Consider the following 25,916-nt stretch of genomic DNA (forward strand, 5'->3'; position numbering starts at 1 on the left):
ATCACCCGTCGCGAGCGCAACCGGCGCAATGTCGATGCATGCGGAAACTGACCTGATCGGTCCAGAACGCGGCGCCGGGCTCAACCGCATATGGCAGATGCTTGGGCGCCGCCAGTCGCGCCAGCCGGCAATACCTTCGCTCGCAGCATCGTTCGCGCTGAAGCATGGCAGCGATGGCATCCTCATCGCCGACATGCGCAGACGAGGAGCGCCCATCATATACGTGAACCGAGCGTTCGAGGCGATCACCGGCTATGCGGCGGCAGAAGCGGTAGGGAAGAATTGCCGCTATCTCCAGGGAAGCGACCGGCTTCAGCCCGAAATAGGCGAGATCCGAACCGCCTTGGCGGAAGGTCGCGATTGTTCGGTGACGCTGCGCAACTATCGCCGCGATGGCACCATGTTCCACAACGCGCTGCGCCTCTTCCCGCTGTGTGACGATCACGGCGACGTCACCCATTTCCTTGGGATGATGCGCGATGTGAGCCATGCGACCGGGATTGATCGCCTGACAGGGCTGCTCGACCGTTACGGTCTTCTCGACCGGCTTGCGGCGGTGGATGCCCCTGCGGGCACTGCGGTGCTGTTTCTCAAGCTCGACATCGTCCGTTTCCACGACGTCAACAACGGGTTCGGCTATGATGCGGGCGACGCGCTGCTTCGCGCGGCAGCGGCGCGTCTGGCGACGCTGCCGGCAATTGCCGTTTCGCGGGTTGGGACGAACAGCTTTGCGCTGGCGTTCGAACTCGATGATCCCGATCGTGCCGCCAGCATTGTCGATGATGTTCTGGAACTGCTTAAGCCACGTTTCATCCTGCCCGGGGCGTCCGTGGCGGTGCAGTTCGCCGCCGGCTTTGCACTGGGGTCGCCCCATGATGACCCGCTTCAACTCGCGCGGCAGGCGGGTGCGGCGCTCCAGCGATCAAAGAGGAAATCCGCACATGCGCCACAGGCCTTCGCGGCCTCAGACGAGCGCGATGCCCGCGACCGCATCCGGCTGGCGAGTGAACTTCAGATGGCTGTCACCAATCAGGAACTGTTGTTCCACTATCAGCCGCAAATAGACCTGGACACCGGTGATCTCGTCGGCGCGGAAGCGCTGTTGCGCTGGAATCACGGGGCGTTCGGGTTACAACCGCCGGACCGGTTCATCGGCATCGCTGAGGAAACCGGCGCGCTTCTGGAAATCGGCGCTTGGGGCCTGCGAACGATCACGGCGCAGGCTGCGCGGGTCAATCAAGCGCGTCGCAATCCAGTTCCCTTTTCGCTGAACGTATCGGTTCTGGAGTTTATGCAGCGCGACATGGTGGGGCTCGTTCGCCAAACGCTCGACGAAACGAACTGTCGGCCCGAGTGGCTGACTCTGGAGCTGACCGAGAACCTGATGGTTCCGGACCCGGATAATATCCGGCGCGCGTTCGAGGATCTGCGCCGTCTGGGGGTCGGCATCTCGATCGATGACTTTGGTACGGGCTATTCCAACCTTCGCTATCTGGAACGCTTCCCGCTCAGCGAGATCAAGGTCGATCGAAGTTTCGTGCATGACGTTGCCCACAGCGTGGCCAAACGCGTCATCGTGGAGAGCGTCATCAAACTCGGCGGCGCCCTCGATATCCGGGTCGTCGCCGAAGGAATCGAAACAGAGGCGGAGCGCGCGATCATGCGCGCGCTGGGCTGTTCAGTGGGCCAAGGCTATCTCTTCGCTCCGCCGCTCGACGAGTCCCAATTCGACAGGTTGCTCGACGAAGGGCTTATTCTGCGAGAGGCGTGGGATGCCCGTCGGCTGCTGACGATGCTCGATGGTGGACAGGTATAGGCGTTGCGCCGCGCCTGACGCGGAGGATACCATTGCAGTCAACGGTCGGTTTTGAACGCTATTCGCTGACCGAGACCAGCCTTGGCGCGCGCCGTGGCCACCGCCCGCCGCGCCGTCATCAGTTCCTTGACGAGGCGCTCGCGATCCTCGTCGGCGAGCGCGGGATTGCTGGTGCGCCACAGTCGTCCCCGCACCACGAAATAGCGGCCATCGGATGTCATGGGATACTTGCGATCATGATTGGCTCACGCCCGCCGTCCCCTGTCCGACAGACTGCGGAAGGTGACCGACCAGCGCGGCACGCTCATCGCCGCAACGCTATGCTCCCAATGATGCCGGGCTTCGCCAGAAAGATGGTAGATCGATCGCGGCGCCAGTTCGGTCTTGGCCCGTTCGAAGCCGGTCGCGGTGCGGCGACGCAGTCGAAGCGTGGCAGCATTGCCGAGCGAAATACCGACGACATGCTCGAACACCGGCCGATCCTTGTGCCATCCGATCCCGGCGCCCGGGTCGTAGCGGATGAGCAGCGCCTGGACGAGATCGTCGGGCCGAAGACCTGCGACCTGCGCGGCGCGCGCCTTCACGGTCAGCAGCCAGTCCGGGATCGGCTCGGCCGGTGCAAAGCTGCCGCTCTCGAAATCATAGCTCCAGCCGTAGCTGCGCGTGAGGCGCTTGCCGGTCCATTGCTGGAACTTGAAAGGGCTCAAGTTCTCCGCATTGATGTGCACGACGAGGTCCGCTTCGTCGGCGGCGGACAGGAAGTCGCCGCGAAGAGCAAGCCCTGGAACAATCGGGGCGTCGAACAGGTCGAGCATCGCTGTCATCACCGCATGCCTCGTCCGCCTTCCGTGCCACCGGTCCGGCGCAGCACGTTCCCGAGCGAGCGCCCCGCGAACGTACATGGCGCCAAGAGGCGATCGTAGCTGCGCCGACCGACCCGGCAGACGAGCACCTTTCCCATCGCCGCGCGCGCGAGTCTGCGCTTGGCATCTCGGCCACCGCGCTCGTGCAGTTCGGGCGCGTAAAAATCGATTAGGCGGATCTCGATCCAGCGATTTGGCCGGCCTGCCCGTGCTGCGCAAAGGCCATCGCCATCGTCAACATAGCGTACGACGCCGCTGAAGGTCGCACCCTTGCGCGGCAGCGCGCCTTCGCATCGATCTGGATTCGCGAGCGCTGGCGACGCCCAGGCGCAGGCGCGGAGAGTCGTCGCGATGGCGAAGGAAAATCGAAATGTCATTCGTGGTCTGTCAGCGCAACTGGCTGTCCTTGCTGCCGCGCCGGTTGATGCCGACAAAACTCGGTCGCTTGTCGCGAGCCGACTGACAAGCGACGCAGGTGCGAGCGCCCGGCAGCGCTGCGCGACGTGCCGGCGGAATAGGCTCGCCGCATTCCTCGCAGTCGTCGAGCCCCTCGCCCGAGGGCATGCGCGCCCGAGCGATGGCCAGCGCGTCTTTCACGCTGTCTTCGATCTGCTCCTGAACCGCGCCGTCGGGCGCCCAGCCATTGGCCATGCTCGTCTGTCACCGTCGATGCCGTTGCAATCATTAGGATATAGGGTCTTGGGATCGGCATTTCATCGGCGGGCGTGGTTGAACTCGCAGCCGCCACTGGTCCGGACCTGCCGAACGATACCGGTAACCACCGAAAAGCGGACTTCAGACCATTGACTGAATGAACGACAGGTTCCGGGATGGTCTGTTGATCGACCGAACGGCGGCTAGTGGGGCGCGTTGCCGACCGTCGGCTTTTCGGATTCTGCGATTGGCGCGAATGTCCGGAAGTGGGTGGTTAGCGGACTTTGTCGAGTTTGTTATTGCGACAGAGTAATTTGCCTCGGAGCTTCAAACCCGTTTGGATTTGATGAATCGTCAGCGAAGGGAACTGAGGCGGTTACGCGCCGTTAAGGCATCACTTCGAGCCACTACGGCTACGTGAAGATCAACGGTGAGATGCACTATCTCTGGCGGGCGGTTGGCCAGGAGGGCGAAGTGCTCGAGAGCTTCGTCACCAAAACCCGCGATAAGGCCGCTGCGCTGCGGTTCATGAAGAAGGCGCTCAAACGCCACGGGTCGCCTGAGACGATCACGACCGATGGTCTCGGCTCCTACCGTGCAGCGATGAAATTGCTGGGCAATGCCGAGAAGCAGGAGATCGGTCGTTGGGCAAACAACCGCGTCGAGAACAGCCATCTGCCCTTCCGACGACGTGAGCGAGCCATGCTGCGATTTCGACAAATGAAGTCGCTACAAAAGTTCGCTTCCGTTCACGCCAACGTCCACAATCACTTCAGCCTGGAGCGTCATCTCGTCGATCGCCAAACGTTCAAGGAACGCCGCTCAGCCGCGCTGGCTGAGTGGCAATCCCTCGCGAGGGCTCTGTCAGACCAACGTGGCACTAGCCGGGAGACGCTGCTAACCGTAGGTGATGAGCCGGAAGTCACGAGCGAAGCCGCCCTCCCCGTTCCGCTATTTCAACTCGTCGCCGGAGGTGATCCGCCTTGTGGTGATGATGTACGTGAGGTTTCCGCTGTCGCTGCGGAACGTCGAGGACCTGCTGTTCGAGCGCGGCATCGACATCTGTCACGAGACAGTACGGATGTGGTGGAACAGGTTCGGACCGATGTTCGGTGGCGACATCCGTCGGCAGCGTGTGTCCCGCATGCGAGGCTTCCGACACTGGCGATGGCACCTCGATGAGATGTACGTGAAGGCTCAACGGCGAGATGGTCTATCTCTGGCGCGCGGTCGATCAGGAAGGTGAGATTCTCGAGAGCTACATTACCAAGACGCGGGACAAGGGTGCGGCGATGCGCTTCATGAGGAAGACGCTGAAGCGCCATGGGTCGCCTGAGAAGATAACGACCGATGGCCTCCGCTCATACCTCGCAGCGATGAACGAGCTGGGCAACGGTGAGAAGCAGGAGGTCGGACGCTGGGCCAACAACCGGGTGGAGAACAGCCACCTGTCGTTCCGAAGACGCGAGCGAGCCATGCTCAGATTCCGGCGGATGAAGACGCTGCAGAAGTTCGCCAGCGTGCATGCCAATGTTCACAACCACTTCAACCTGGAGCGCCATCTCGTCGACCGACAGACCTACAAGGAACGCCGCTCAGCCGCCCTGGCTGAGTGGCAGTCGCTGGCGAATTAGCCCCCTGCCCTCATAGACCGAACTGCATCGTGTGGAGACCGGTTCGCATTTGACTGACAGCACCGCCACTCCCAGGTCCGATAGAATCCGGACAGATCCGAACACCTGAGCATTTCTGCCATATTCCGCTCGACCCTGTCCAATGACGTCTATTGATGTCTCGTCAAATCCGGGTTTGAATGTGGGAATGAATGAGGGAAAAGCGAAACGGGAGAACTCTCCGCGCTGAGGGTTGCGAAGGAATCGCGGAAAGGCCCGCGAATTGAGCATTGTCGCTTCTCGCGAAGCAACACCCGCAACGAAGTCCGGACGATGCAGCACCGCCTACTTCAACGATCGAGCGCTGCTTCACACCGGAAGCTGCTCGCCGAAAGCGTCGATCCGGTCCCGCGGTACACCGCCCGCTGCGGATAAGGGCAGAGCGGTCGCTGCATGTCGATCTTGCCCGCATCCTCGCTGCCGAATTTGGTCGCCACGATGCGATCGGGCACCTCGCCCTTGTCGGCCCACGCGATCAACGCGGAGAACAGGTCGTGCTGCGCGTCGTCGGAAGGCGGGCGTGGCGGAATGCCCAGCGTGGCGTTGAATGCATCCGGCCCTGTTCCGCCGCCACAATGCATCATCCCCGGGGCAAGGAACAGGCGCGCGCTGTCGGCAAGTTTGCCCGCGCCGCCCATCTGCGCGGCGTGACGGTCGAAAAAGGCTACCGACTGGCCAGGCGCGACGAGGGTGTCGGCCAGGCCGTGATAGACGATCAGCTTGCCGCCACGCGCGGCGAACGCCGCCAGACTACCGCGCGTCGCATCGTTGACGATGGGGTCCAGCCGCGCGTTGACCGTCGGCATGTCGCGGTCGAAGTCGAAGTTCTTCCAGTCCCAATTGGGGCCGAACACCCATTTGAACAGCGCACCGAAGGGCGGCTGGTCATTGATCGGCTTTTGCAGGAAGGACCAGCCGAATGTGTCAGGCATTTCGCTGCCTGGCAGCCAGCCATAATAGGTCGGCTTCCCGTCCCGGTCGGTGGGTCCGGAATAGAAGGCGCGCGCGGTCGAGACCTCACCCTCGGTCAAGCAAGCGTCCGATGCCGCGCCCTTGCATTGCAGGACCCGGGGGTCGAACTTGCAGCTCATGGGGTCCGAGATGAACCGGTCGCCCGCCAGCCCGTGCCCCTGCCGCCAGCAGCCGGCGATGGCGGCCTTGTTGAGCAGCTTCAGCTTCGCTTCCGAAAGGAGGCGACCGGGGGTGCTATTCGCGGACGCATAGTTCCACAGCACTGCGGCATGGCCCCAGGTCCGGTCGATTACCGGCGCGCCCACCAGAATGCCGTCATAGTCGCCCGGGTAATGGAGCGCTTCGATCAAGCCCATCTGGCCGCCGGTCGAACAGCCGGTGTAATAGGATCGCCGGGCGTCCTGCCCGTAAAACGCCGTGGTGATCGCCTTGCCCGTCATCGTCATGACATGAGTCGACAGCCGTCCCCAATCGCGCCACTTTCGCGGCTGTCCGATCAGCGCGTCGCCCTCAAGCGGCGTGGCGGGGGCGGTTCCTGCATCGGTCGTCACGGTCGCAAATCCGCGCCGCAGCCCTTCGACCATGCCCGAATAGCCAAGCGCGAACGTGCCTGCAAAACCGCCGCTGCCATTGCCGTGAAAAACGCCGGTCCAGCCCTGTGCCGGCAACCACAGCTCAACGCCGATGTCTGAACCGGGTTCGGATCGCACCCGGGCGACGACGCGGCAGAAGCTGCGATAGCCGGGGACATCGCCCGCGATCGTCGTCTCAGGCGACTTGGCGGGCACCAGCGCCGCGCTGGCGATCGTCGTGTCGCGCAGCTTTAGCCCCGCAAGCGCCGTGCAGCGTGCGGCGGCGTCGGCGGTGGGTTTGCGGGCCTGCGCCAGCGCCGCGCCCGGGACCGTCCAGATCGCGGTCGCCGCGAGCAGGGCGAGGCAGTGGTAGCGCTTCATGATCTTCTCCATCCTCATGTCAGCCACGCTCATGCCGCGCCAGTCGCCGAGGATCGCTTGATCAGCCGGGCGAGCCACAGAAACAGCAGAGCGGCGACGAGATACATCGGCGCCAGCGCGTAAAAGGCCATCTGCAGCGAATGACCGCCATAATCTGGGCGGAAGAAATCGCTGGCGACACCCACGAACGTCGGGCCGAGGCCGAGGCCGACAAGGTTCATGACCAGCAGCAGCAACGCGCCGGAAATCACCCGCGCGCCCGGAGCGACCTCGCCCTGCACGAACGTCACCGTCGCGGGGAGGAAGAAGGAATTGAGGAACAGTGGCACGAACAGGAGCGCAAGCGCGACCTCCCATCGGTCGGCTGCCGCAAAGCCGAGAAAAAAGGGCAGTGCCAGCACCAGCGACAGCGCCGGAATCGTCGCATAGGCCGCCTTGTTCCGGACGGCATAGCGATCGATCAGCTTGCCCGAGACAAAGATGCCCGTGCCCATGCCGAGTCCGACCGCCAAAGCATACCAGATCGCAACCTCGTCCAGCGTCATGCCCTTTTCGCGCATCAGGAACAGGGTCGCAAAGTTGGCCAACCCATAAGTGATGAAATTGGCGGCACCGCTGGCGAGCGCGGCGACCGCCAGCAACTTGTTACTGAAAAATCCGCTGATCGATTGGCCGAAGCTCGGTTCCGGACGGGTGCTGACGGCGGCTGGTGCGGGATCATAGCGGCCGCGGACCGGCTCGGGCACGAGGAAATAGACGAGGATCGCCGTGACGATACCGATCGCGCCCACGACATAGAACGGCACCCGCCAGTCATAGGCTGCCGCCAGCGATGCGCCAAAGGCCACGCCCAAAGCAGAACCGATCGGCGGGCCGAGGTTGAAGATGCCCATCGCGGTGCCCCGCCGTTCGCGCGGGAAGGTGTCGGAGATGATCGCGTAAGAAGGCGGCACCCCGCCCGCCTCGCCGATGCCGACTGCCATGCGGGCGGCGGCGAGCTGGCCGTAATTGCCCGCCATGCCGCAAGCGATGGTCGCACCGCTCCACAGGCCGCAGGCAAGCGACAGAATTTTGGTCCGGTTCGAGCGGTCCGCCAGCCAGCCGACCGGAATCGCAATGAAGCAATAAAACAATGCGAAGTAAAAGCCGGTGACATAGCCGAGCTGGCTGTCCGTGATCTGCAACCCGTCCTGAATCGGTTTCGCCAGAATGGAGACCAGCTGGCGATCAAGGAAGTTTAGCACATAGACAAAGCACAGCATGCCCAGCACGAAGCCGGAATGGCCGTGTCGGACGGTATCTGCACCCGCCTGGTGATGCGGCATGTGGTCGGTCGCCATCGGCTTCAATCCCTTCCTATCCGTTCCGTTTCGTTTCGATCCAGCCGGCGCGGCCCCTGCCACCGCCCAGCCCGGCGGCGACGCGCTGCTTCAGCAGCGCGGGCGGGCGGAACCGCTCGCCATAGGCATCGTGCAGGATATCCTGCACCTGCAGGCACAGATCGGATGTGACGATATCCATCATTGCGAACGGGCCAACCGGGTGGCCCAGGCCGAGGCGACACGCGGCATCGAGATCGGCCGGCGTCGCAACGCCCTCCTCGACCAGCTTGACCGCTTCGATCAGCAGGGCGTGCAGCATCCGGTTGACCGCGAAACCCGCCACGTCCTTGATCCTGACCGGCTGCTTGCCGATCGCGCTCAGTACGCTCGTCACTTCGTCCACCACCGCATCGTCGGTGGCAAAGCCGGGGATCACCTCGACCAGCTTCATGCGCGAGACCGGCGAGAAATAATGGGTGCCGAGGAAACGCGCGCGGCGATCGGGCGTCACAGCAGCGGCCAGCGTGGAAATGGGCAGGGTCGAGGTGTTCGACGCGATGATGCACATCGACTGGCACGCTTCGTCGAGCGCGCGCAGCACGGCGGTCTTTGCATCGAGCGATTCGTAGACCGCTTCGGTAACCAGCGCACAGTCGCTCATCGCGGCAATCGCGGAGACGGGTTGAATGCGGGTCAGCGCCGCCTCTGCTGCTTCGGTCGTGTAAAATTCCCGGGAGACACCCTTGTCAAGGATCCCGCGAAGCCGCTCGACCGCGCTGGCCAGCGCGTCCTCGCTGCGGTCGTGCAGCAAGACGTCATGACCGGCGAGCGCAAAGACCAGCGCGATCTCCGCCCCCATCAGCCCCGCGCCGACGACACCCGCCTTCACGACTCCTCCCCGGCGCGTCGAGCCGCTCGCGCCTCGGCCTCGCTCTGCCATTGCTGTGCCTGATCGATGTACCACGGCAATACTTCGGGCGTTGCGGTCGCATCCGCGCTGACCACCTTCGCAACGGGCCAACCGGCAAACAATCGCTTGATCGGCAATTCCTGTTTCTTTCCCGATAACGTTCGCGGAATATCGGGCGCGGCGATCAGCCGGTCAGGCACAAAACGCGGCGACAGGCTGGTGCGGATGGCCACTGCCACCGCTTTTTCCATCGCGGCATCAACGGACTGGCCCTCGGCCGGCACGACGAACATGATCAGTTGGCTGTCGCCGTTCCCGGTTTCGACGTCGATCATCATTGTGTCGGCAATCTGTGGCAGTTGTTCGACGGCGGCATAGATTTCGGCAGTCCCCATCCGCACGCCGTGGCGGTTGATCGTTGCGTCGCTGCGGCCGGAAATCGTGCAGCTGCCGTCCGCGCCAACAGTTAGCCAGTCGCCATGCCGCCAGACGCCCGCCCATTCGCCGAAATACGACTCTCGGTAACGGTTGCCATCGGCATCGCCCCAGAAATAAAGCGGCATGCTGGGAAAGGGCCGAGTACAAACCAGCTCGCCGACCTCGCCGATCACCGGGTTGCCCTGTTCGTCCCACGCTTCGATCGCGGCGCCCAGATGGCGACATTGCAGCCGTCCGGGCGTGTCGGGCAGCTCGGGGTTGCCGGCCAGGAAGGCGGCGGCGATCTCGGTCCCGCCGCTGACATTGCACCACCAGATGTCCGGTCGGCCGAGCGCGGCGAATTGCATCGTGCCCCAACGCTGGACGTCCGGCGGCAGCGGCGATCCCGTGCTGCCGAGCGCGCGGATACGCTCGACACCGGGAATGCGGGCGATCTCGATCCCTGCTTTGCGGCAGCTTGCGAAGAATGCCGCGCCGGCGCCGAACCACGTCACGCCGCTGCGCGCCGCAAAATCCCATAACCCGGTCCAGTCGGGGTCGGCCTTGGTGCCGCTGGGCGAGCCGTCGAACAGGCAGATCGTCGTGCCGCTGAGTAGCCCGCCAACCTGGATGTTCCACATCACCCAGCCGCTGGCGCTGTACCAATGAAAACGGTCGCCCAGATTGTTGGGCGAGTAGCTTGGCCCCAGATCGAAATGCAGACGACCCGCGGCGGTGGCCAGCATGACACCGCCATGGCCGTGGACGATAGCCTTGGGCAGGCCGGTGGTGCCGCTGGAATAGAGGATCCACAGCGGATGATCGAACGGCAGCCATTCCGGCTCGAACGCGGCGACCGTATCGTCATCACGACCGGTGGCCGCATCGAAAGCGATGGCATCTGGCATCTCGCTCTCGCCATGGCCGCTGGCGACAAGGAAGAGCGCCTCGATGCAGGGCAGTTGCCGCCGGATCTCGGCAATCACGGCGCTCCGGTCCATCGCCTTGCCAGCATGAAACACACCATCGACCGCGATCAGCGCCTTTGGCGTGGTTTGCCGCCAGCGGTCGAGCACCGCGTTCATCCCCATGTCGGGCGAGCACAGGGTCCAAATCGCCCCCAGGCTGGCACAGGCGAGCAGGCCAACGACCGCCGCCGGAATATTGGGCAGGTACGCGGCGACGCGATCGCCCCGCCCGATCCCGCAAGCTCGGAGTTCGAGCGCGAGCGAGGCCGCCTGACGCCGAAGCTCCGTCCAGTTCAGCATGACGCTACCGCCGCGCTCATCCATGGCAATGATCGCGGGTTGACCCGCTTCGTCCGCAGCCACCACGTGGCGAAATACAAGTTGCGCATAATTGACCTGCGCGCCTTCAAACCAGCGCGCGCCCGGCATCGCATCTTCACTGAGGACGGTCGTGAACGGCGTCGGCGATTCGATTCCGTCGAATTCCCAGATGCTGCGCCAAAAGCCATCCAGATCATCCACCGACCAGCGGCGCAGATCTTCATAGGTTGCAAATTCCCGCTGGCGCGTCGCTTTCAACCAATCGCAATACAGACGGATCTGTGGAAGGGGGGCCGAGGGTTCCACGCTGTTAATGGCACCGGTCATCGAGTGGCGAACCTTGGCTTATTTTCATCTAATCGTGGTCGGCGCTGCCCGAAAGCAGTGCCGACAGCGGGATAGGCGGGCGGCCCGGTCACCGCGCCGCCCACATGGTTCAGAATGATGTCCGCAGACTTACCGCCGCGTAGCGACCGATCGGATTATAAGCACCGCCGATGCCGTCGGTGCCCGGGAAATAGGGCGGCGTCGCGTCAAACAGATCGTTGATCTGCATTCCAAACTCCGTTCCCTTGACGAACCATGTGTCCGGCAACCGCACCGACAGACGCAGGTCGACGGTCGTATAGCCTTTCGCCTCGTAAAGGCTCGATCCCGTCGGGGTAGCGAAAGACGCGGTCACGCCGCTGCGATGATTGACGAAATTCACGAAGGTGACCGGCCCTGCGGTGATCCCCAGCGTGGTGCGCAGCGTCGCGCGCGGAATGCCCGCCTCCAGTGAGTCACTCTCCGCCGACGTGGGCGACAGCTGATTGCTATAGTTCAGGATATAGTTGCCCGCGATCCCGCCAAAGATTGTCCCGATCCCCACCGGCTGTCGATAGCGCACGTCGAAGTCGATCCCGTTGGTCTTGCGCACGCCGAAATTGCCCTGGCGCAGGTCGAGGATGTTGCCGATCGTGGGCACGGCGGCGAAGGTGTAGAAGAACGGCACGGTGTTGGTGATCGCCGAACTCAGCTGCCCTGCCGTCGGGTTACGGATGACCCGTGAGGCAAAGGTCGGATCGCTGAACAACAGCGCGCCCAGCCCGGACGGCGTGCCGATCACATTGTCGTATTTGATGTCGTAGAAGGTCACGCTCGCGGTCAGGTTCGGCGCAAATTTCGGACGAAGATCCACGCCCGCCGACCATGTGCGTGCGGTTTCGGGCGTCAGCGCCTGATTGCCGCCATAGAGCAGGATCGTGTTGACCTGCGCCGCACCGCGCGATGGATCGCGCGCGCCAAAGGCGTCGACGAGCGCGGCGGCGGAGTAATAGGAGCCCACGGTCGAACCCAGATCGCGAAGGCCGGGCGCGCGGAACGACCGCCCGAAGCTGCCACGGAGATTGACGCCCTCGACCGGTTCCCAGGTCAAGCCGATCTTAGGATTGCTGGTGGAGCCGAAGTCGCTGTAATGATCGTAACGGCCCGATAGCGACAGCGCGAGGCTGTGGGCCATTGGCGCGGCATTGCCCTCGCCGAAGATCGGCACGAACAATTCGCCATAGATCGACTGGACATTGCGCTCCAGGTCTTCGGGGAAGCCGACCCCACCGCTCTGGCCGCGCTGCATATAGGTTTCGCGGCGATATTCCGCGCCAACGGCGATCTTGAGTTCACCGCCCGGCAGGTTGGCCAATGGCCCATCCACCTTCACGGCGCCGATGCGCGTGCGCTGGCGATTGACGAAGTCGGTGGGGTTGTTGAGGATCGCCGCGACCACTGCGGGACTCGTCCCATAGCCGAACGGGTCGAGCGCAGTCGCCGTCGTTGTCCCAGCCGCAGCGGCGGTCAATGCCGTGGTGTTGATGCCCGGCTGGAAGGTGTCGTTGCGCGACCAGTTGTACGAGCCGTAGATCGTGGCCTTGAAATCGCTCGGCAGGCCGATATCGACCCCCGCCGTGGCATTGCCGGTGCGCACGCGGAATGTCTGATCGAAATGATCCGCGCCCGCCAGCCGGTCGGGGCGGAAGTCGAAATAGCCGAAGACCGACCCCGTTCCCGGCGGCGCACGGAAGAACGGGTTGGCGGCGGTAATCAGGACAAAGGTCTGGCCCGGCAGCGCAGCCTGCACCACATCCTTGCGATCCGAATAGAGCACATCCGCCCATAAGGTTACTGCGCCGAATTCCTGCCGCGCCGAGACGAGCGCGCTGTGCGTGCGGTTCTGCGGCAACAGATCGACGGGGCCGCGCGGGTCGCAGGTATTCAGGCCCGGTGCCAGGCTGGGCGCTGCGTAGATCGTTCCGGCAAACAGGTTCACGTTCGCATCGGGGCAGACGGCGGAGCGGGTATCGATGCCACCGGCCCCCCGGAAGTCCAGCGTGCGATAGCTGCGGTCGGCCCCCGTGATATTGCTGTTGTCCTGATATTGATACGCCGCAACGAACGACCCGCTGCCCCAGTCATGGCCAAAGATGGCGCCCACATTGAACGCGTTATAATCGTCCGCCATGCCAAACCGGACATTCGCCTCAAGTCCGGATACGCGCTTGCGGGTGATGAAGTTGACCACGCCGGCAACGGCTTCCGACCCATAGATCGCCGACGCACCGTCGGCGACGATCTCGACCCGCTCGATCGCCAGTTCGGGAATGAACGGATAGTCGGGATTGGTTTGCTGGGTGCTGCCGGAAATCAGGCGATGCCCGTTCATCAGGGGCAGCGTGGCGGCGGTCGGCAGACCGCGCAGGCCCGGCGCGAACGATCCGAGCCCACCGTTGCTGACACGCGGGGCGGTGTTGAAGCTGTTGAGCTGCGGCACCGTCGCCAGCAGTTCGGCCGTGCTCGCCGCGCCAATCAGCTTGGCGTCTTCGCGCGATACGCTGATCAGTCCCGATCCGGTCGGTGGAATGCCGCGGATGCTGGTGCCGGTCACGACGATCTCGGGATCGGCATCGGCGCTGCCGTCATCGACCTGCGCGCTGGCGTCGGCGCTCTGGGCATAGGCGGCGGCCGGCAAACCCAGCATCGTCAGCACGATTGCGGAGCGGCACAGCAGGTGCGCGCGATGGCTCGTGAATATGGCTCGGATCGACATGATGTTTCTCTCCCCTCCTCTGATCCACCCATGTTGTGGGTGTTGTCGTTGCCGCACTGTGGCGACTTGCTGCTTTTCTTATGGTCTGACACACAGGGTTGTAAGCGCATTGGCGGACAACGCTGTGTCTTGAACGGACAGGCGGGAGAGGATCGGTAACGATGGTTGAGGTCATAAAAGATGAAGGCGGATCCGCAGCGCGCACTGGCCGGGTCGGTTTTCCATCGCTCAACCAGCGCATCTTTGCGCCGTTCAAGCTGGCGACGGTGATCGACGCGGTTGCGAACCGCGGCATCACGCCCGAAGCAGTGCTGGATCGAACCGGGCTGACGCTCGCAGAAGTGCGCGATCCGCACACGCTGACATCGATTGGGCAGTATCTGATCGCGTGCGAGAATATCGTGGCGGACGGTGCCGTGTTCGCCGACGCCTTCGCCATCGGATCGCGCCTGCACCTGTCCGCTTATGGCATGTACGGTTATGCGCTGATGTGCTCCCCCACCATGCGCGATTTTTTCGATTTCGCCGTTCGATATCAACCACTCGCTACCCCCACAGTACGCCTGGAATGGCGGGCTGAGGGTGACGTCGCGATCTGGCAATTCCGGGAAATCTATCGCGACGTGATGAGCAGCGATGTGCGCACCTTCCTGGTGCGGCAGCAGATGAAGATGACCTACACGCATATCCGCGACACAGCGGGAACCGACAATCTGCCCGTCCGTGCCTTGTTCGCCTTGCTCGAAGATGCCCATGCGGCGGAGGACGAGCGGGAACTCTCCTGCCCAAGCCTCTACGCCCAGGCGGCGAACGAACTTCATTATCCCATTGGCATCCTCGACCAGACCCCGGAACTGGGCAATCGCCTGACCAGGACCATGCTCGAAGAGACTTGCGAGCGCCTGATTGGTCAGTCACGAATTTCCTCCGGCCTGTCGGGAGAGGTGTATCAACTCCTGCTTAACGCCCCCAGCCAGTTTCCATCGATGACGGCGGTCGCGGCGCAATTGGGCTTGCAGGAGCGGACGTTGCGCCGCCGTCTGGCTGCCGAGGATTCAAGCTACGGCGCGATCCTCGATGACGTCCGCCGCAAGCTGGCAATCGAATATTTGCAGACAACCCGCATGAGCGTGGACGACGTTGCCTGGAAGGTAGGTTTCAGCGACAGCGCCAATCTGCGCCGCGCGATCCGGCGCTGGACCGGACAGACAATTGGCGAAATTCGTTCGCGATGAGCGCCAGTCTTTCAGGAACGGGATTTGCTGTCATTCGGGCTTGTGCGTCACCCGGCCGATCCGCTTCAGGACCCCGATCAGGGGGCATCCGGACCAAAAAGGTCCGCATGTAGCCGACGCAACTCCGCCTTTTGCACCTTTCCCATCGCGTTCCTGGGCAATTCGTCCGCGAACAGCACGCGCCGGGGCTGTTTGAAACGCGCCAGCTTGCCGGTCAGTGCGGCGATAATGCCATCGGCATCGGCGAAGCCACGTTCGCACGGCACGACCACCGCGACGACACCCTCCCCCAGATCGGGATGCGGGAGGCCGATCACGGCGACTTCCCGAACCGCGTCCAGTTCACCGATCGCATCTTCGATTTCGGCGGGATAGATATTGAACCCGCCGGCGATGATGAGGTCCTTTTCGCGCCCGACGATCGAGACATAGCCCCGCGCGTCGATGCGGCCGAGATCGCCCGAGATGAAGAAGCCGTTGCGGAATTCGGCGGCGGTCTTGTCGGGCATGCGCCAATAGCCCTTGAACACATTGGGGCCGCCGATTTCGATCACGCCCACTTCGCCCTGCGACAGGACGCGACCGCTCGCGGAATCGGCGATGCGGATATCGACACCGGGCAACGGCAACCCGACAGTTCCGGGAATCCGGTCTCCGTCATAGGGGTTGGAGGTGTTCATGTTCGTCTCGGTCATGCCATAGCGTTCGAGGATCGCATGGCCTGTGCGCGCCGCGAACGCGCGATGGATGTCGGGCGCGAGCGGTGCCGAGCCCGAGATGAACAGCCGCATGTGCGCGACCAGCCCGCGCTCGAACCCCGCCTCGCCGAGCAGCCGGATATAGAAGGTCGGCACCCCCATCATCACGGTGGCGCGGGGGAGCGCGGCCAGCACCGCGTCGGCCTCGAAACGCGGCTGAAAGATCATCGAAGCGGCGCTGGCCAATATGACGTTGGTGGCGACGAACAGGCCGTGAGTATGGAAGATCGGCAGCGCGTGCAGCAGCACATCGTCCGTGGTGAAATGCCATGCGTCACGCAGCGTAAAGGCGTTCGAGGCGAGGTTGTCGTGGCTGAGCATCGCGCCCTTCGACCGGCCCGTCGTGCCGGAGGTGTAGAGGATCGCCGCGAGATCGTCGTCGTCGCGCGATACCGTGTCGAACACCGGTGCCGCGTCGCACGCCAGACGGGCGAGCGTGCCGCTGCGTGCGGCATCGAGCGTCTCCACCGTGACGCCGGCGGCCGATGGTAACGCCGCGACAGCCTCCACGGCACCCGGATCGCAGACGATCAGGGTCGGCTGTGCATCGCCGATGAAATAGTCGAGTTCGGCGGCGGTATAGGCGGTGTTGAGTGGCAAAAAGACCGCGCCGGTCCGCAAACAACCGAGATACAGCATCAGCATTTCGATGCTCTTCTCGACCTGCACTGCCACCCGGTCGCCGACCCCGACGCCCAATCCCCCAAGCGCATTGGCATAGCGCGCCGAGGCCGCTTCGACATCGCCATAGCCGAGCATTTCGCCATCCGGCAGCCACGCGAACGGGCGGCGCGGATCGTCGGGGAATTGCGCCGCAAGACGGGTGTAGAGGTTGCTCATGCGTGTCGTTCCATCGGCTTGGTGGTGTCTGCGTGCATGCTGGATATCAGCTGCGACATGGGCTTTCCCGTCGCAATCGAGCCGTGATTGGCGAAGCGTTCGTGCAATTCCTCGATCGCTGGCAGATCGTAAAGATAGTTGACCATCATCCCGGCGCTCTGGCGCAAGCCCTTGGCCGAACTGTCGCCCATCCAATTCAGTTGCTCCAGCCACGCACCGTTGCCGAGATGGAACCGCGCTACCGGATCGACCGGGCGGTCCTCGTCATTCTTGGCCTCGACGAAATAATGGATCGCGTGCGCGAGCAGTCGGTCACGATGGCGCTCCGGGTATTCGCCCGCCTGTTCGGCAAGGGTGGCATCGTGGATGCGCAGCCATTTCATGAAGCCGGGAATCGGTGAGAGCGTCACGAAACATTCCAGCGTCGGGATCTCGCGCTTCAGGTCGGTGGCAACCTGCTTGATCAGGAAGTGACCGAACGAGATACCACGCAGGCCCGGCTGGCAGTTGCTGATCGAATAGAACACTGCGGTCGTGGCGTCCGCGCTGGCCAGCGGCACGCGGTCGGACGCCAGCAGCGCCTGGATGCTGTCCGGGATGCCGTGGGTCAAGGCGACCTCAACGAAGATCAGCGGATCGTCCGGGATTGCGGGGTGGAAGAACGCGTAGCAACGCCGGTCGGGCGGATCGAGCCGACTGCGCAGATCGGTCCAGTCGCTTATGTCGTGCACCGCCTCGTAACGGATCACGCGCTCCAGCAGATTCGCGGGCGAGGACCAGTTGATCGCCCGCATCGACAGAAAGCCACGGTTGAACCAGGACTGCAGCAAATGCGCGAGATCCGCTTCGGCCAGCGCGACCCCCGGCTGGTCCCGCATCGCCAGCATGTCCGCGCGCATGCCGACCAGCGCTGCGGTGCCGCCCGGTGCGAGGTTCAGTCGGCGGAACAGCTCCTGTCGCGGCGCCTCGATCGCGCTGGCAAGCGCCGGGTGGGCGTCCCAGCCTTCGGTTTGAAACCGTTCCCACGCGGCGCTGAGCGTCGCCCGGTCCGGGTTGAAATCACGCGACAGCGCCAGAAAGAAGTCGGCGCGCTCCTGTCTGTCGGCGGCGTCGTACAGCCGCAGAAAATCGGTTGCGATGGCGACGCCGGACGCTTCGCCGCGATTGGAGATCAAGTCGCTCGCCATGCCGCACAGCGTCTCGACCCGCGAGCGTGCCAACGGCGTCGGCGCGAATGCTGCACGCGGCATGTGCTTGCGCAGAAATGCCCGGCCCTGACGGGAAAAGCCCTGCAGCAATTCGGACAGCGAAGTGCGGTCCACAACATCCCCTCCCTTTTATAATACCGAATATGCCGAAATAACTATCACTGCATACGGTATAGCGTCATCTGAAATATGTGTATACCGAAGTCGAGGCAATGCCAAATTGCCCGGAGAGGCTTATGAGCGCGCTGATTGACCGCGATGAGGGCATCGACGACGACCGTCGTACCTTGCTGTCCGATCGCGTCCGCAACGCATTGACGGACGCCATCGCCTCAGGCGAGTTCGAGCCGGGCAGCCCGCTCGACGAGCAATGGCTTGCGGATCGTTATGGCGTGTCGAGGACCCCGGTACGCGAGGCTTTGCGGCAATTGCAGTCGAGCGGCCTGGTCGAGACGACCGGTCGGCGCATGGTCGTGGCGCAGGTGACGACTCAGCGCGTGATGGAAATGTTCGAGGCGATGGCGGAGATCGAGGCGGTGTGCGTCCGCCTCGCCACCTATCGCATGACCCCGCTTGAGCGCAGCGAGTTGCTGCGGATTCACGATGCGACCGAAGCCGCAGCGGCGAATGATGACGTCGGCGAATATGACCGGCTCAACCGCGACTTTCATGAAACGCTGTATCGGGCGACGCATAACGGCGTGCTGATCGAGCAGGCGCTTACCCTGCGCAGCCGCTTGGCGGCGTTCCGGCGCACGCAGTTGCGACAGCAGGGCCGCCTGCACCGATCCCGTTCCGAACATGACGAGCTGATCCGCGCGATCAACGAAGGGGACGGCGACACTGCGGCGCGGCGCATGCGCGCGCACATGCTGACCGCCGCACGCGCGCTCGATTCCTATCTCAGCGAGCAGAAATAAGCAGGCATAAGGCGCACCGCGCAAAGCGGGCGGTGGGGAGGGAAGATTGTCGCATTTTATCCTGATCGGCGCACTCGCACTGGTGTTCCTGATCGCCACCTTGCGGCCGATCAACATGGGGCTGCTGGCGTTCGCCGCCGCGTTCCTGGTCGGCGTGTTGCTGGTCGGCGTTCCGGCCAAGGACGTGCTCGCCGGTTTCCCCGGCGATCTGGTGGTGGTCCTGATCGGGGTGACGTTCCTGTTCGCAATTGCCGAGCGCAATGGTGCAATCGAATGGGTGGTTCAGGGTCTGGCACGGATGCTGGGCCATCGTGCCGTGGCGATGCCGTGGGTGATCTTCATCGCCTCGGCATTGCTCACCGCATTCGGCGCGCTCGGCCCGGCGGCGGTGGCGATCGTGGCACCCGTTGCCCTTCGCTTCGCCGTGCAGCATCGCATCAGCGCGCTGATGATGGGCCTGATGACGATCCACGGCGCACAGGCGGGCGCGTTCTCGCCGACCTCGGTCTATGGCGGCATCACCAACGGCGTCATCGAAAAGAGCGGCATCGTGCCGGAGCCGTTGATGCTGTTTTCCGCCAGCCTGTTCTTCAACCTGGCCATCGCCATCGTAATCTTCCTCGCCTTTGGCGGCCTGCGCCTGTTGCGGGATACGCCGGAGCCGCCCGAGGCACCCGCGGCGATAGCGCCGGAAATGGCCCGCGAACGGCTGCTGACCCTGCTGACGCTCGGCGCGATGGCGATCGCCGCGGTCGGGTTTCGCGTCGATATCGGGGTCGCCAGCATGGTTGCCGCCGCCCTGCTCGCCGTCCTCGCGCCGCGCTCGCAAAAGGGCGCGATCGATCGCGTGGCGTGGCCGACGGTGCTGCTGATCGCTGGTGTGGTGACCTATGTCGCGCTGTTGCAGCGGGTGGGAACGGTCGATGCGGCAGGCGACCTGATCGCGGGCATCGGATCGCCGCTGATCGCCGCGCTGCTGCTTTGCTATCTGGGCGGCGTCGTCTCCGCCTTCGCTTCATCGACGGCGCTGCTGGGCATCGTCGTGCCGCTGGCCGTCCCCTTCCTCAACCAGGGCGGGATCAGCGCGATGGGCGCGGTGGCGGCGATCGCGATCTCGACGACGATCGTCGATACCTCACCCTTTTCGACCAATGGCGCGCTGGTTGTGGCAAATGCGCCCGAGGCGGACCGCGAGCGGATGGTCCGCCAGTTGCTCGGCTATAGCGCGCTCATCACCCTGATCGGCCCGCTGATCGCCTGGGCGGTGTTTGTCCTGCCCGGGTAAGACCGTGTCAGGCCTTAAGCGCGTCCGGCACCGCAGCGCGGATCCATGGCGACGCCTGCTCATAGGCGTGACCGACTTGCAGCACCGCCAGATCGGCATGATTGGGGCCGATGATCTGCAGACCGATCGGTAGTTTGCGCGCGCCCCCGAACCCCGCCGGTACGGCGAGCGTCGGCAGCCCGGCCATGGTCGGCGGCAGCGTCACTTCCATCCAGCGGTGATAGCTGTCCATCGCCCGCCCGGCGATCTCGCGCGGCCAGCGGGTTTCGACATCGAATGGAAAGACCTGTGCCGTGGGCAGGACGAGGAAGTCGTAACGCTCGAACAGTTCGCGGAACGCCTGATAGATGCGCGACCGCACCTGCGACGCTTCGGCGACCTGACGTGCGCTGAGCTTCAGATAACCCTCGACCTCCCAGATCGCCTCCGGCTGCAACAGCGCGCGTTTGGCGGGATCGTTATAATAATCGATCAGGTCCGACCCGACCGACCAGTGACGCAGCGTTACCGCCGTGCGCCACATCTCGGCGGCGGACAGCGACAGCTTCGCCGCCTCGACCTGCATGCCGATCGCGCGGAATGCCGACAGTGCCCTGGTGCAGGTGTCGAGGATGCCGGGTTCGGTCGCCAGCTCGCCTTGAAGATCGCCCAGCCAGCCGATCCGCCGCCCTTTCCATTCCCGCTCCAGCGGCACGTCGAACCGCGCGGGATCGTCCTTTAACGAAAATGGTGCGCGGGAATCGGGTCCGGCCTGAACCGACAGCATGAAGGCGAGATCGCGCACCGTCCGCGCCATCGGCCCGGATGTCGCAAAAGTCTGACCGAACACATCGCTCGACGGGGCGGACGGAACCCGACCGAACGAGGGGCGGAAGCCGAAGATATTGTTCCAGCCCGCCGGATTGCGCAGCGAACCGCCGAAATCGCTGCCATCGCCAATCGGCATCATGCGCAGCGCCAGCGCAACGGCGGTGCCGCCGCTGCTGCCGCCCGCCGACACCGCCGGGTTCCACGCATTGCGCGTGATTCCGAACACCGAATTATAGCTATGCGAACCCAGCGCGAACTCGGGGACATTGGTCTTGCCGATGAAGATCGCACCGGCATCGCGCATCCGCGACACGACGAGCGAATCCGCCGCCGGAATATTGTTGCGCAGGATCGGCGTCCCCTGGGTCGAGGCGATGCCGCGCGTCGGTGCTGTATCCTTCACCGCATGCGGAAAACCGTGCAGCACGCCCCGGAACCGGCCCTTGGCCGCATCCTCGTCGCACGCGGCTGCGGCCTTTATCAGTTGATCCGGCGACACGCGTGAGACGATGGCGTTGAACCGGGGATTCAACCGGTCGATCTGCGCGAGATAGGCGGCCATTACGTCACGGCTGGAAATGTCCCGCCGCCGGATGCCAGCGGCAAGGTCGACCGCATCCATCGCAATGAGCTGTGACGACGGCTTTTGCACAGGCGTAGCAAAAGCACTGCTCGCTGCCATCGCTGCCGGTGCCGCCAGCACGGTCCTGCGCGTCCACTTCATGCCGCCCGGTTGAATCTCGTCCTGCACGACCTTGGGCGGATTGCGTTCAGACACGAGATTTCTCCAGTATAAAGCCGTCACCGGCGGTGCCGCCCGCCCAACACGGCGGACGGCATGCCTTCCATATCAGAACTCGCCATATCAGAACTCGAACGTGACCGAGCTTTTGAACGTGCGCGGCGCGCCGATCGTCAGATAGCCCAGCGCAGCCGACGACCAATAGGCCTTGTCGGTGACGTTCTCCGCGCTGAGGCGGAAGGTCAGCGGGTGGCCATCGGCAACGATGACATAGCGCACGCCCAGGTCGAAACGCGTCCAGCCCGGGATGCTCAGCGTGTTGACGTTGTTCACGAACTGGCTGTCGGTATAGACGACGCGGCCGGTAAAGGTCGCATTCTTCAGGAACGGCGGAACCACTTCGGTGCCGAAGCTGACCTGCCATTCGGGAACGCCGATGCCACGCTTGCCCGCCAGATCGATGCGCGTGCCGGAAACCACGGTGGTCTGTTTGACGACCTCGGCATCGGTGTAGGTCAGGCCGCCGATGAAGCGCAGCCAGTCGGTGGGTTCCCCGTTCAGGCTCAATTCGACGCCGCGGTTGCGCTGTTCGCCATCCACCTCCAGCGCGAGCTGGTTACCCGGCCGATCGACATAGTTGGTGATCGGCTGGCTCGTCTGGTAAATGGCAGCCGTCCCGGTCAGGCCGCGCAACGCGAATTTGACCCCGGCTTCATATTGCACCGAACGATAGGCTTCAAAGATCGTGCCCGCATTGGCGACGGTCAGGCCGCCAAAGGTTGCGGGCGCGACCGCCCCCTGCACCAGCGCCTCGATCCGATTGGCATAGACGGAAATATTCTCGGTCGGTTTGACCACCAGACCGACGACCGGCGTGACGGCGTCCCGCACCACCTTGGTTACCCGATAGACCGGAGCATAGGCGAAGGTCCGCGACACCAGATGTTGATAGCGCCCACCGACCGTCAGCAGGACCGTGTCGTCGAGGAAGCCGAGTGTGTCGGACGCAAAAGCACTGCCATAATCGAACATCTGCAGCCGGCGCAGATTGGGCAGCACGGTCGCATCGGCCGGCCTTGCCACCTGCGGCGCGTTATACAGATTGGAGCAGAACACGTTGACCGTCAGCGATGCCGCCGGGATGCCGGCGCAGTTCGCGCCGGTACGTGTCGATGCCGGATAGATGCCGGCGGTCGAGACGTTGCGATTTTCCTGAACGACCAGCGACGTGCCCGCATTGAACTGATGCGAAATGCCGCCGGTCTTGAACTTGGCGCGCAAACCGATCTGCCCGGCTTCGTTATTGTCGGCGCGCGGCACATAGAGCCGCGGCTGGGTCGCGTTGCCATTGGCGTTGAACACGGTGATCGACGAGTAATCGCCATATTCGCTACCGTCGCGCATACCGACGGCGGCGTACAGCATGACGTCCTTGGCGATGTCCAGCTCGATGCGCAGCGTCCCATAGATGTCGCGCAGCTTGGTGGAGGTCCAGGCCTGGCCGAAATTATAGTCGGCCGGTGGCGGCGCGGGTACGGCGGTGAGTGTCGACCCAAGGCGAACGACGGGGCGTGGCTGAAGCACCCGCTGATTTTCGTAACCGATGTCGAGGAACACCCGCGCCGGTCCGGAGCGATAGTCGATTCCCAGGCCGCCGACGATGACGCGCTTTTCCTCGTTCGGGATCGAATTCTCGCCCTCGCGGTACACGCCGTTCACGCGGACGCCGAGTTCATCGTCGTCGCCAAAGCGCCTGCCCGCGTCGAAATTCCCGCCGAAGATGCTCCGGCCACCAAAGCTGGCGGTTGCGCGATACAGTTCTTTCTGCGCGCGCTTCGGCGTCAGGTTGATGCCACCGCCGACACCCGATCCGCCCGGAGGGGCACCGAACAGGAACGCGCTGGCACCGTTGAGCACCTGAATCCCCTCATAGAGTTCGGGCGAAATCAACTGGCGCGGCGCGATCCCGTACATGCCATCGATCGCAAGGTCGTCGCCGAACAGCGGAAAGCCGCGCACGACGAACAATTCGGCCTGGTTGCCATTGCCCGATGTGACGCGCACCGACGGGTCGTTCTTCATCACGTCGCCGATCGTCTCGGCCTGCTGGTCGAGCACGAGCTGCGCTGTGTAAGTGGTGACGTTGAACGGCGTCGACATCGCGTCCTGATCGCCCAGCGCGCCGAGATTGCCGTCGCTGACCACCTGCTTCTGCGCCTGTTGCGCGGTCACGATGACGGTGTCTTCTTCCGGCTCGTCCTGTGCGAAGGCCGACGTGGTCGAAACAAATGCCACGGCCAGCGTGGCGAGGCCGACGCCCCGAAATGCCGAATGATGAGCAACCATTTTAAATCCCCCGATAATTGGTTCGCGTTCCTCCCGACACGGCTGGCACATCGTCCAAACCTGTTATCGTTGTGCCAGCCTGTTCCGCACGAATGGATCCAGAAACATCCAGTTCTTTCGCAAAGGACGGGACCATTTAGATTAGACCAAGTCAAACCGGTCATTGTTTTTCCGGCCCGTCAAATCAAAAACAATAAAGTGTTTTCGATCGGCAAAACGCGCCTGTTACAGGGGATCATGACGACCCGCATTGCCGCCCGGGACATGATGTCGCGAGCGGCTCGTACAATAATTATTTGATCTTGGTGCGCGGTGGATTGGCAGCCCGCCAGCCGTCGAGCCGCTGGATCCATTGTCCTGCCGACACCGGGCCGATCGTTTTCGAATCGGTGTGAGCGGCAACGAACTCCCGAATATCGACGAAATAGGCCGGGCCGGCGGGAATGCCGAGTCCCTTGCGCTTTGCTGCCATCTTCGCCTCCTGCTCCGGCGTTGGCTTGATCGCCGCAACCGGCTTGAACAGGATTACGTCGAAGTCTGCGCCATTCTCATGAAAGAACAGCTGGACCGGGGGCAGGCCTGCCGCCGCCCTCACCTGATCGGTCTGGTCAAGCCGACGGATGAACGCCTCCTGCTTTCCCGGCGCGAGCTTGAAGATCTCAAACCATGCCTCGGGCCATTGCTCGGCCGGGACAGGGGCGGAGGCGGATGGCGCTGCGGTCTGGGCAGTGGCCGGAACCATGGCCGCGAGCGATGCGGCGAACGTGAATGCAATGCGCGTCATGACGTTTTCTCCTTGAAGTCACCCTCAAGGCTTCACCCGCTCGATGGATCACAAAACATCCAAGCAAGGGTGGTCTGAGGGGACCAGTCGTCTAACCGGCCACTTCACGCAACACTGCTACCTTCATGTACTTGCAGGCTGGCAAGTCCGATACGCAGACCCGGTTGCACACCCTTGCGCCAGCTAGGACGGTGACGAGGGATGTCTCAATTCCCCCGCCAAAACCACGGTTCTGCTTTCGACGAGCCGTACGACCGGGCCGCGTTCACGACGTCGAGAAAGCGCCGTCTTCATTTTCAGGCCGCGTGCCGATCTGCGCGTGGCTGGCGTTGAGGCGCTGGACGGTGGGGCGAGTCCATGGTGCGCGTGGCGGGGTGGCCGGGCGCAGCGCGGGAGCGATGTTCATCATGCTGGTCCTTAAACGAACGGGTCGGGTGTGATGATCGTGCTCACCGGGCTTTCCAGGTGGAACACATAGTCGCTGCCATTCTGATATCCGGCAGCGGAGTTGAGGCCGTTGACGATCAGGAAGGTCTGGCCGTCCATGTCGCCGCCAACCGCGGTGAACAGCACCGCCTGACCCGATGCCATCTGCGCCGCGCCGATCGCGGCGGCCAGGTCTTCGTTGAACGTCGCCAGCGACAGGCTGCCGCTGACGGGTGCCGCCACGCTCGTAACCGCGAACGGCAGGTCGATCCTGTCCTGCGTCGCATCGAACCCGACCAGCGTGTCAAAGTTGATGCCGGTCGATTGGCTCGCCACGTCATAGGCGAAAATATCCCGGCCCGCGCCGCCGGTCAGCCGGTCGCCACCCGCGCCGCCCCACAACCAGTCGTCACCACCGCCGCCGATCAGGTTATCGCCCACCGCGCCGCCATAGATGCGCAGATCGCCACCGGCTTCCGCCGAGCCATCGACCCTGAGCGAGGTCAGCAGCGGATAGCCCCAGATCGTCAGGCGACCGTCGTCCGCGACCAGGCTGTCGTCCAGCGTGATGTCGAAGCTGTTGCTGTCACCGACCGGGCCGCGTTGCAACG

At 63.7% G+C, this 25,916-nt stretch carries 20 protein-coding genes and 2 pseudogenes; 6 read left to right on the top strand and 16 right to left on the bottom strand.

Translation table 11 applies throughout. The features are described 5' to 3' along the window. Nucleotides 1–28 precede the first annotated feature (28 nt). Entirely contained in the window at nt 29–1,816 is a 1,788-nt protein-coding gene (locus tag U1702_RS11380; protein WP_332724476.1) for a putative bifunctional diguanylate cyclase/phosphodiesterase, read from the top strand. A gap of 38 nt (nt 1,817–1,854) precedes the next feature. On the opposite strand, the gene U1702_RS11385 is transcribed toward U1702_RS11380, so the two are convergent. From U1702_RS11385 to U1702_RS11400, 4 genes are read right to left on the bottom strand one after another with little or no spacing between them, the layout of a single operon-like run. Beyond that, entirely contained in the window at nt 1,855–2,037 is a 183-nt protein-coding gene (locus U1702_RS11385; RefSeq protein ID WP_332724478.1) for a hypothetical protein, read from the bottom strand. Between the two features lie 24 nt (nt 2,038–2,061). Continuing rightward, nucleotides 2,062–2,631, bottom strand: a complete 570-nt coding sequence (locus U1702_RS11390; RefSeq protein ID WP_332724480.1) for an alpha-ketoglutarate-dependent dioxygenase AlkB — start codon at nt 2,629–2,631, stop codon at nt 2,062–2,064. Nucleotides 2,632–2,639: 8 nt separating this feature from the next. Then, on the bottom strand, nt 2,640–3,056 hold the full coding sequence (locus U1702_RS11395) for a thermonuclease family protein (protein WP_332724482.1): 417 nt from the start codon (nt 3,054–3,056) through the stop codon (nt 2,640–2,642). A gap of 10 nt (nt 3,057–3,066) precedes the next feature. Next, nucleotides 3,067–3,330 carry a DksA/TraR family C4-type zinc finger protein gene (locus U1702_RS11400; RefSeq protein ID WP_332724483.1) on the bottom strand — a complete coding sequence of 88 codons (264 nt, stop codon included), beginning with the start codon at nt 3,328–3,330 and terminating at the stop codon, nt 3,067–3,069. A gap of 417 nt (nt 3,331–3,747) precedes the next feature. Between U1702_RS11400 and U1702_RS17110 the strand changes: the two are divergent. Continuing rightward, a pseudogene (locus U1702_RS17110) lies at nt 3,748–4,185 on the top strand (IS6 family transposase); the annotation flags it as partial. Nucleotides 4,186–4,243: 58 nt separating this feature from the next. Beyond that, nucleotides 4,244–4,967 (top strand): annotated as a pseudogene (locus U1702_RS17115) (IS6 family transposase). Nucleotides 4,968–5,296: 329 nt separating this feature from the next. Here U1702_RS17115 and U1702_RS11415 read toward each other — a convergent pair. The 5 genes from U1702_RS11415 to U1702_RS11435 all read right to left on the bottom strand — a co-directional run bounded on the left by U1702_RS11415 (nt 5,297) and on the right by U1702_RS11435 (nt 13,951). Continuing rightward, complete coding sequence (locus U1702_RS11415) at nt 5,297–6,931, bottom strand: tannase/feruloyl esterase family alpha/beta hydrolase (RefSeq protein WP_332724490.1); 1,635 nt, start codon at nt 6,929–6,931, stop codon at nt 5,297–5,299. A 29-nt stretch (nt 6,932–6,960) separates the two neighbouring features. Continuing rightward, on the bottom strand, nt 6,961–8,271 hold the full coding sequence (locus U1702_RS11420; protein ID WP_332724492.1) for a spinster family MFS transporter: 1,311 nt from the start codon (nt 8,269–8,271) through the stop codon (nt 6,961–6,963). 16 nt (nt 8,272–8,287) lie between these two features. Beyond that, nucleotides 8,288–9,142, bottom strand: coding sequence for a 3-hydroxyacyl-CoA dehydrogenase family protein (locus tag U1702_RS11425; protein ID WP_332724494.1), 855 nt, complete (start codon nt 9,140–9,142; stop codon nt 8,288–8,290). Beyond that, on the bottom strand, nt 9,139–11,196 hold the full coding sequence (locus tag U1702_RS11430; RefSeq protein ID WP_332724496.1) for an acetoacetate--CoA ligase: 2,058 nt from the start codon (nt 11,194–11,196) through the stop codon (nt 9,139–9,141). The genes U1702_RS11425 and U1702_RS11430 overlap by 4 nt, the downstream gene beginning before the upstream one ends. A gap of 109 nt (nt 11,197–11,305) precedes the next feature. Next, a complete protein-coding gene (locus tag U1702_RS11435; RefSeq protein WP_332724498.1) occupies nt 11,306–13,951 on the bottom strand; it encodes a TonB-dependent receptor plug domain-containing protein in 2,646 nt (881 codons plus the stop codon). Between the two features lie 161 nt (nt 13,952–14,112). Between U1702_RS11435 and U1702_RS11440 the strand changes: the two genes are divergently transcribed. Then, on the top strand, nt 14,113–15,186 hold the full coding sequence (locus U1702_RS11440) for an AraC family transcriptional regulator (RefSeq protein ID WP_332724500.1): 1,074 nt from the start codon (nt 14,113–14,115) through the stop codon (nt 15,184–15,186). A gap of 77 nt (nt 15,187–15,263) precedes the next feature. Here U1702_RS11440 and U1702_RS11445 read toward each other — a convergent pair whose 3' ends face one another. Both U1702_RS11445 and U1702_RS11450 read right to left on the bottom strand, forming a co-directional pair. Then, the gene (locus U1702_RS11445) at nt 15,264–16,784 is read right to left on the bottom strand and encodes a malonate--CoA ligase (protein WP_332724502.1); all 1,521 of its coding nucleotides are present in this window, start codon (nt 16,782–16,784) and stop codon (nt 15,264–15,266) included. Further along, nucleotides 16,781–18,106: a malonyl-CoA decarboxylase gene (locus tag U1702_RS11450; protein WP_332724504.1), complete on the bottom strand. Its 1,326-nt coding sequence runs from the start codon at nt 18,104–18,106 to the stop codon at nt 16,781–16,783. Before U1702_RS11450 ends, U1702_RS11445 begins: the two co-directional genes overlap by 4 nt. Before the next feature lie 122 nt (nt 18,107–18,228). Between U1702_RS11450 and U1702_RS11455 the strand changes: the two genes are divergently transcribed. Together U1702_RS11455 and U1702_RS11460 are read left to right on the top strand one after the other, a co-directional pair. After that, complete coding sequence (locus U1702_RS11455; RefSeq protein WP_332724506.1) at nt 18,229–18,912, top strand: GntR family transcriptional regulator; 684 nt, start codon at nt 18,229–18,231, stop codon at nt 18,910–18,912. Nucleotides 18,913–18,958: 46 nt separating this feature from the next. After that, complete coding sequence (locus U1702_RS11460) at nt 18,959–20,197, top strand: SLC13 family permease (RefSeq protein WP_332724508.1); 1,239 nt, start codon at nt 18,959–18,961, stop codon at nt 20,195–20,197. 7 nt (nt 20,198–20,204) lie between these two features. On the opposite strand, the gene U1702_RS11465 is transcribed toward U1702_RS11460, so the two are convergent. The 5 genes from U1702_RS11465 to U1702_RS11485 all read right to left on the bottom strand — a co-directional run. Then, complete coding sequence (locus U1702_RS11465) at nt 20,205–21,785, bottom strand: amidase (protein ID WP_332724510.1); 1,581 nt, start codon at nt 21,783–21,785, stop codon at nt 20,205–20,207. Between the two features lie 87 nt (nt 21,786–21,872). Continuing rightward, complete coding sequence (locus tag U1702_RS11470) at nt 21,873–24,095, bottom strand: TonB-dependent receptor (RefSeq protein WP_332724512.1); 2,223 nt, start codon at nt 24,093–24,095, stop codon at nt 21,873–21,875. Between the two features lie 292 nt (nt 24,096–24,387). Beyond that, on the bottom strand, nt 24,388–24,879 hold the full coding sequence (locus tag U1702_RS11475; RefSeq protein ID WP_332724514.1) for a hypothetical protein: 492 nt from the start codon (nt 24,877–24,879) through the stop codon (nt 24,388–24,390). A 265-nt stretch (nt 24,880–25,144) separates the two neighbouring features. Continuing rightward, a complete protein-coding gene (locus tag U1702_RS11480) occupies nt 25,145–25,285 on the bottom strand; it encodes a hypothetical protein (protein ID WP_332724516.1) in 141 nt (46 codons plus the stop codon). Nucleotides 25,286–25,296: 11 nt separating this feature from the next. Beyond that, the coding region (locus U1702_RS11485; protein ID WP_443026820.1) for a M10 family metallopeptidase C-terminal domain-containing protein at nt 25,297–25,916 on the bottom strand (620 nt) is incomplete at its 5' end.

This window comes from Sphingomonas sp. LT1P40, from assembly GCF_036663835.1.
Taxonomy (GTDB): domain Bacteria; phylum Pseudomonadota; class Alphaproteobacteria; order Sphingomonadales; family Sphingomonadaceae; genus Sphingomonas.

Bases quoted from the DNA above. Each gene is read 5' to 3' on its own strand.
- U1702_RS11380 (WP_332724476.1), top strand. From the start codon at position 29: ATGTCGATGCATGCGGAAACTGACCTGATCGGTCCAGAACGCGGCGCC.
- U1702_RS11385 (WP_332724478.1), bottom strand. From the start codon at position 2,037: ATGACATCCGATGGCCGCTATTTCGTGGTGCGGGGACGACTGTGGCGC.
- U1702_RS11390 (WP_332724480.1), bottom strand. From the start codon at position 2,631: ATGCTCGACCTGTTCGACGCCCCGATTGTTCCAGGGCTTGCTCTTCGC.
- U1702_RS11395 (WP_332724482.1), bottom strand. From the start codon at position 3,056: ATGACATTTCGATTTTCCTTCGCCATCGCGACGACTCTCCGCGCCTGC.
- U1702_RS11400 (WP_332724483.1), bottom strand. From the start codon at position 3,330: ATGGCCAATGGCTGGGCGCCCGACGGCGCGGTTCAGGAGCAGATCGAA.
- U1702_RS11415 (WP_332724490.1), bottom strand. From the start codon at position 6,931: ATGAAGCGCTACCACTGCCTCGCCCTGCTCGCGGCGACCGCGATCTGG.
- U1702_RS11420 (WP_332724492.1), bottom strand. From the start codon at position 8,271: ATGGCGACCGACCACATGCCGCATCACCAGGCGGGTGCAGATACCGTC.
- U1702_RS11430 (WP_332724496.1), bottom strand. From the start codon at position 11,196: ATGACCGGTGCCATTAACAGCGTGGAACCCTCGGCCCCCCTTCCACAG.
- U1702_RS11435 (WP_332724498.1), bottom strand. From the start codon at position 13,951: ATGTCGATCCGAGCCATATTCACGAGCCATCGCGCGCACCTGCTGTGC.
- U1702_RS11440 (WP_332724500.1), top strand. From the start codon at position 14,113: ATGGTTGAGGTCATAAAAGATGAAGGCGGATCCGCAGCGCGCACTGGC.
- U1702_RS11445 (WP_332724502.1), bottom strand. From the start codon at position 16,784: ATGAGCAACCTCTACACCCGTCTTGCGGCGCAATTCCCCGACGATCCG.
- U1702_RS11455 (WP_332724506.1), top strand. From the start codon at position 18,229: ATGAGCGCGCTGATTGACCGCGATGAGGGCATCGACGACGACCGTCGT.
- U1702_RS11470 (WP_332724512.1), bottom strand. From the start codon at position 24,095: ATGGTTGCTCATCATTCGGCATTTCGGGGCGTCGGCCTCGCCACGCTG.
- U1702_RS11475 (WP_332724514.1), bottom strand. From the start codon at position 24,879: ATGACGCGCATTGCATTCACGTTCGCCGCATCGCTCGCGGCCATGGTT.
- U1702_RS11480 (WP_332724516.1), bottom strand. From the start codon at position 25,285: ATGAACATCGCTCCCGCGCTGCGCCCGGCCACCCCGCCACGCGCACCA.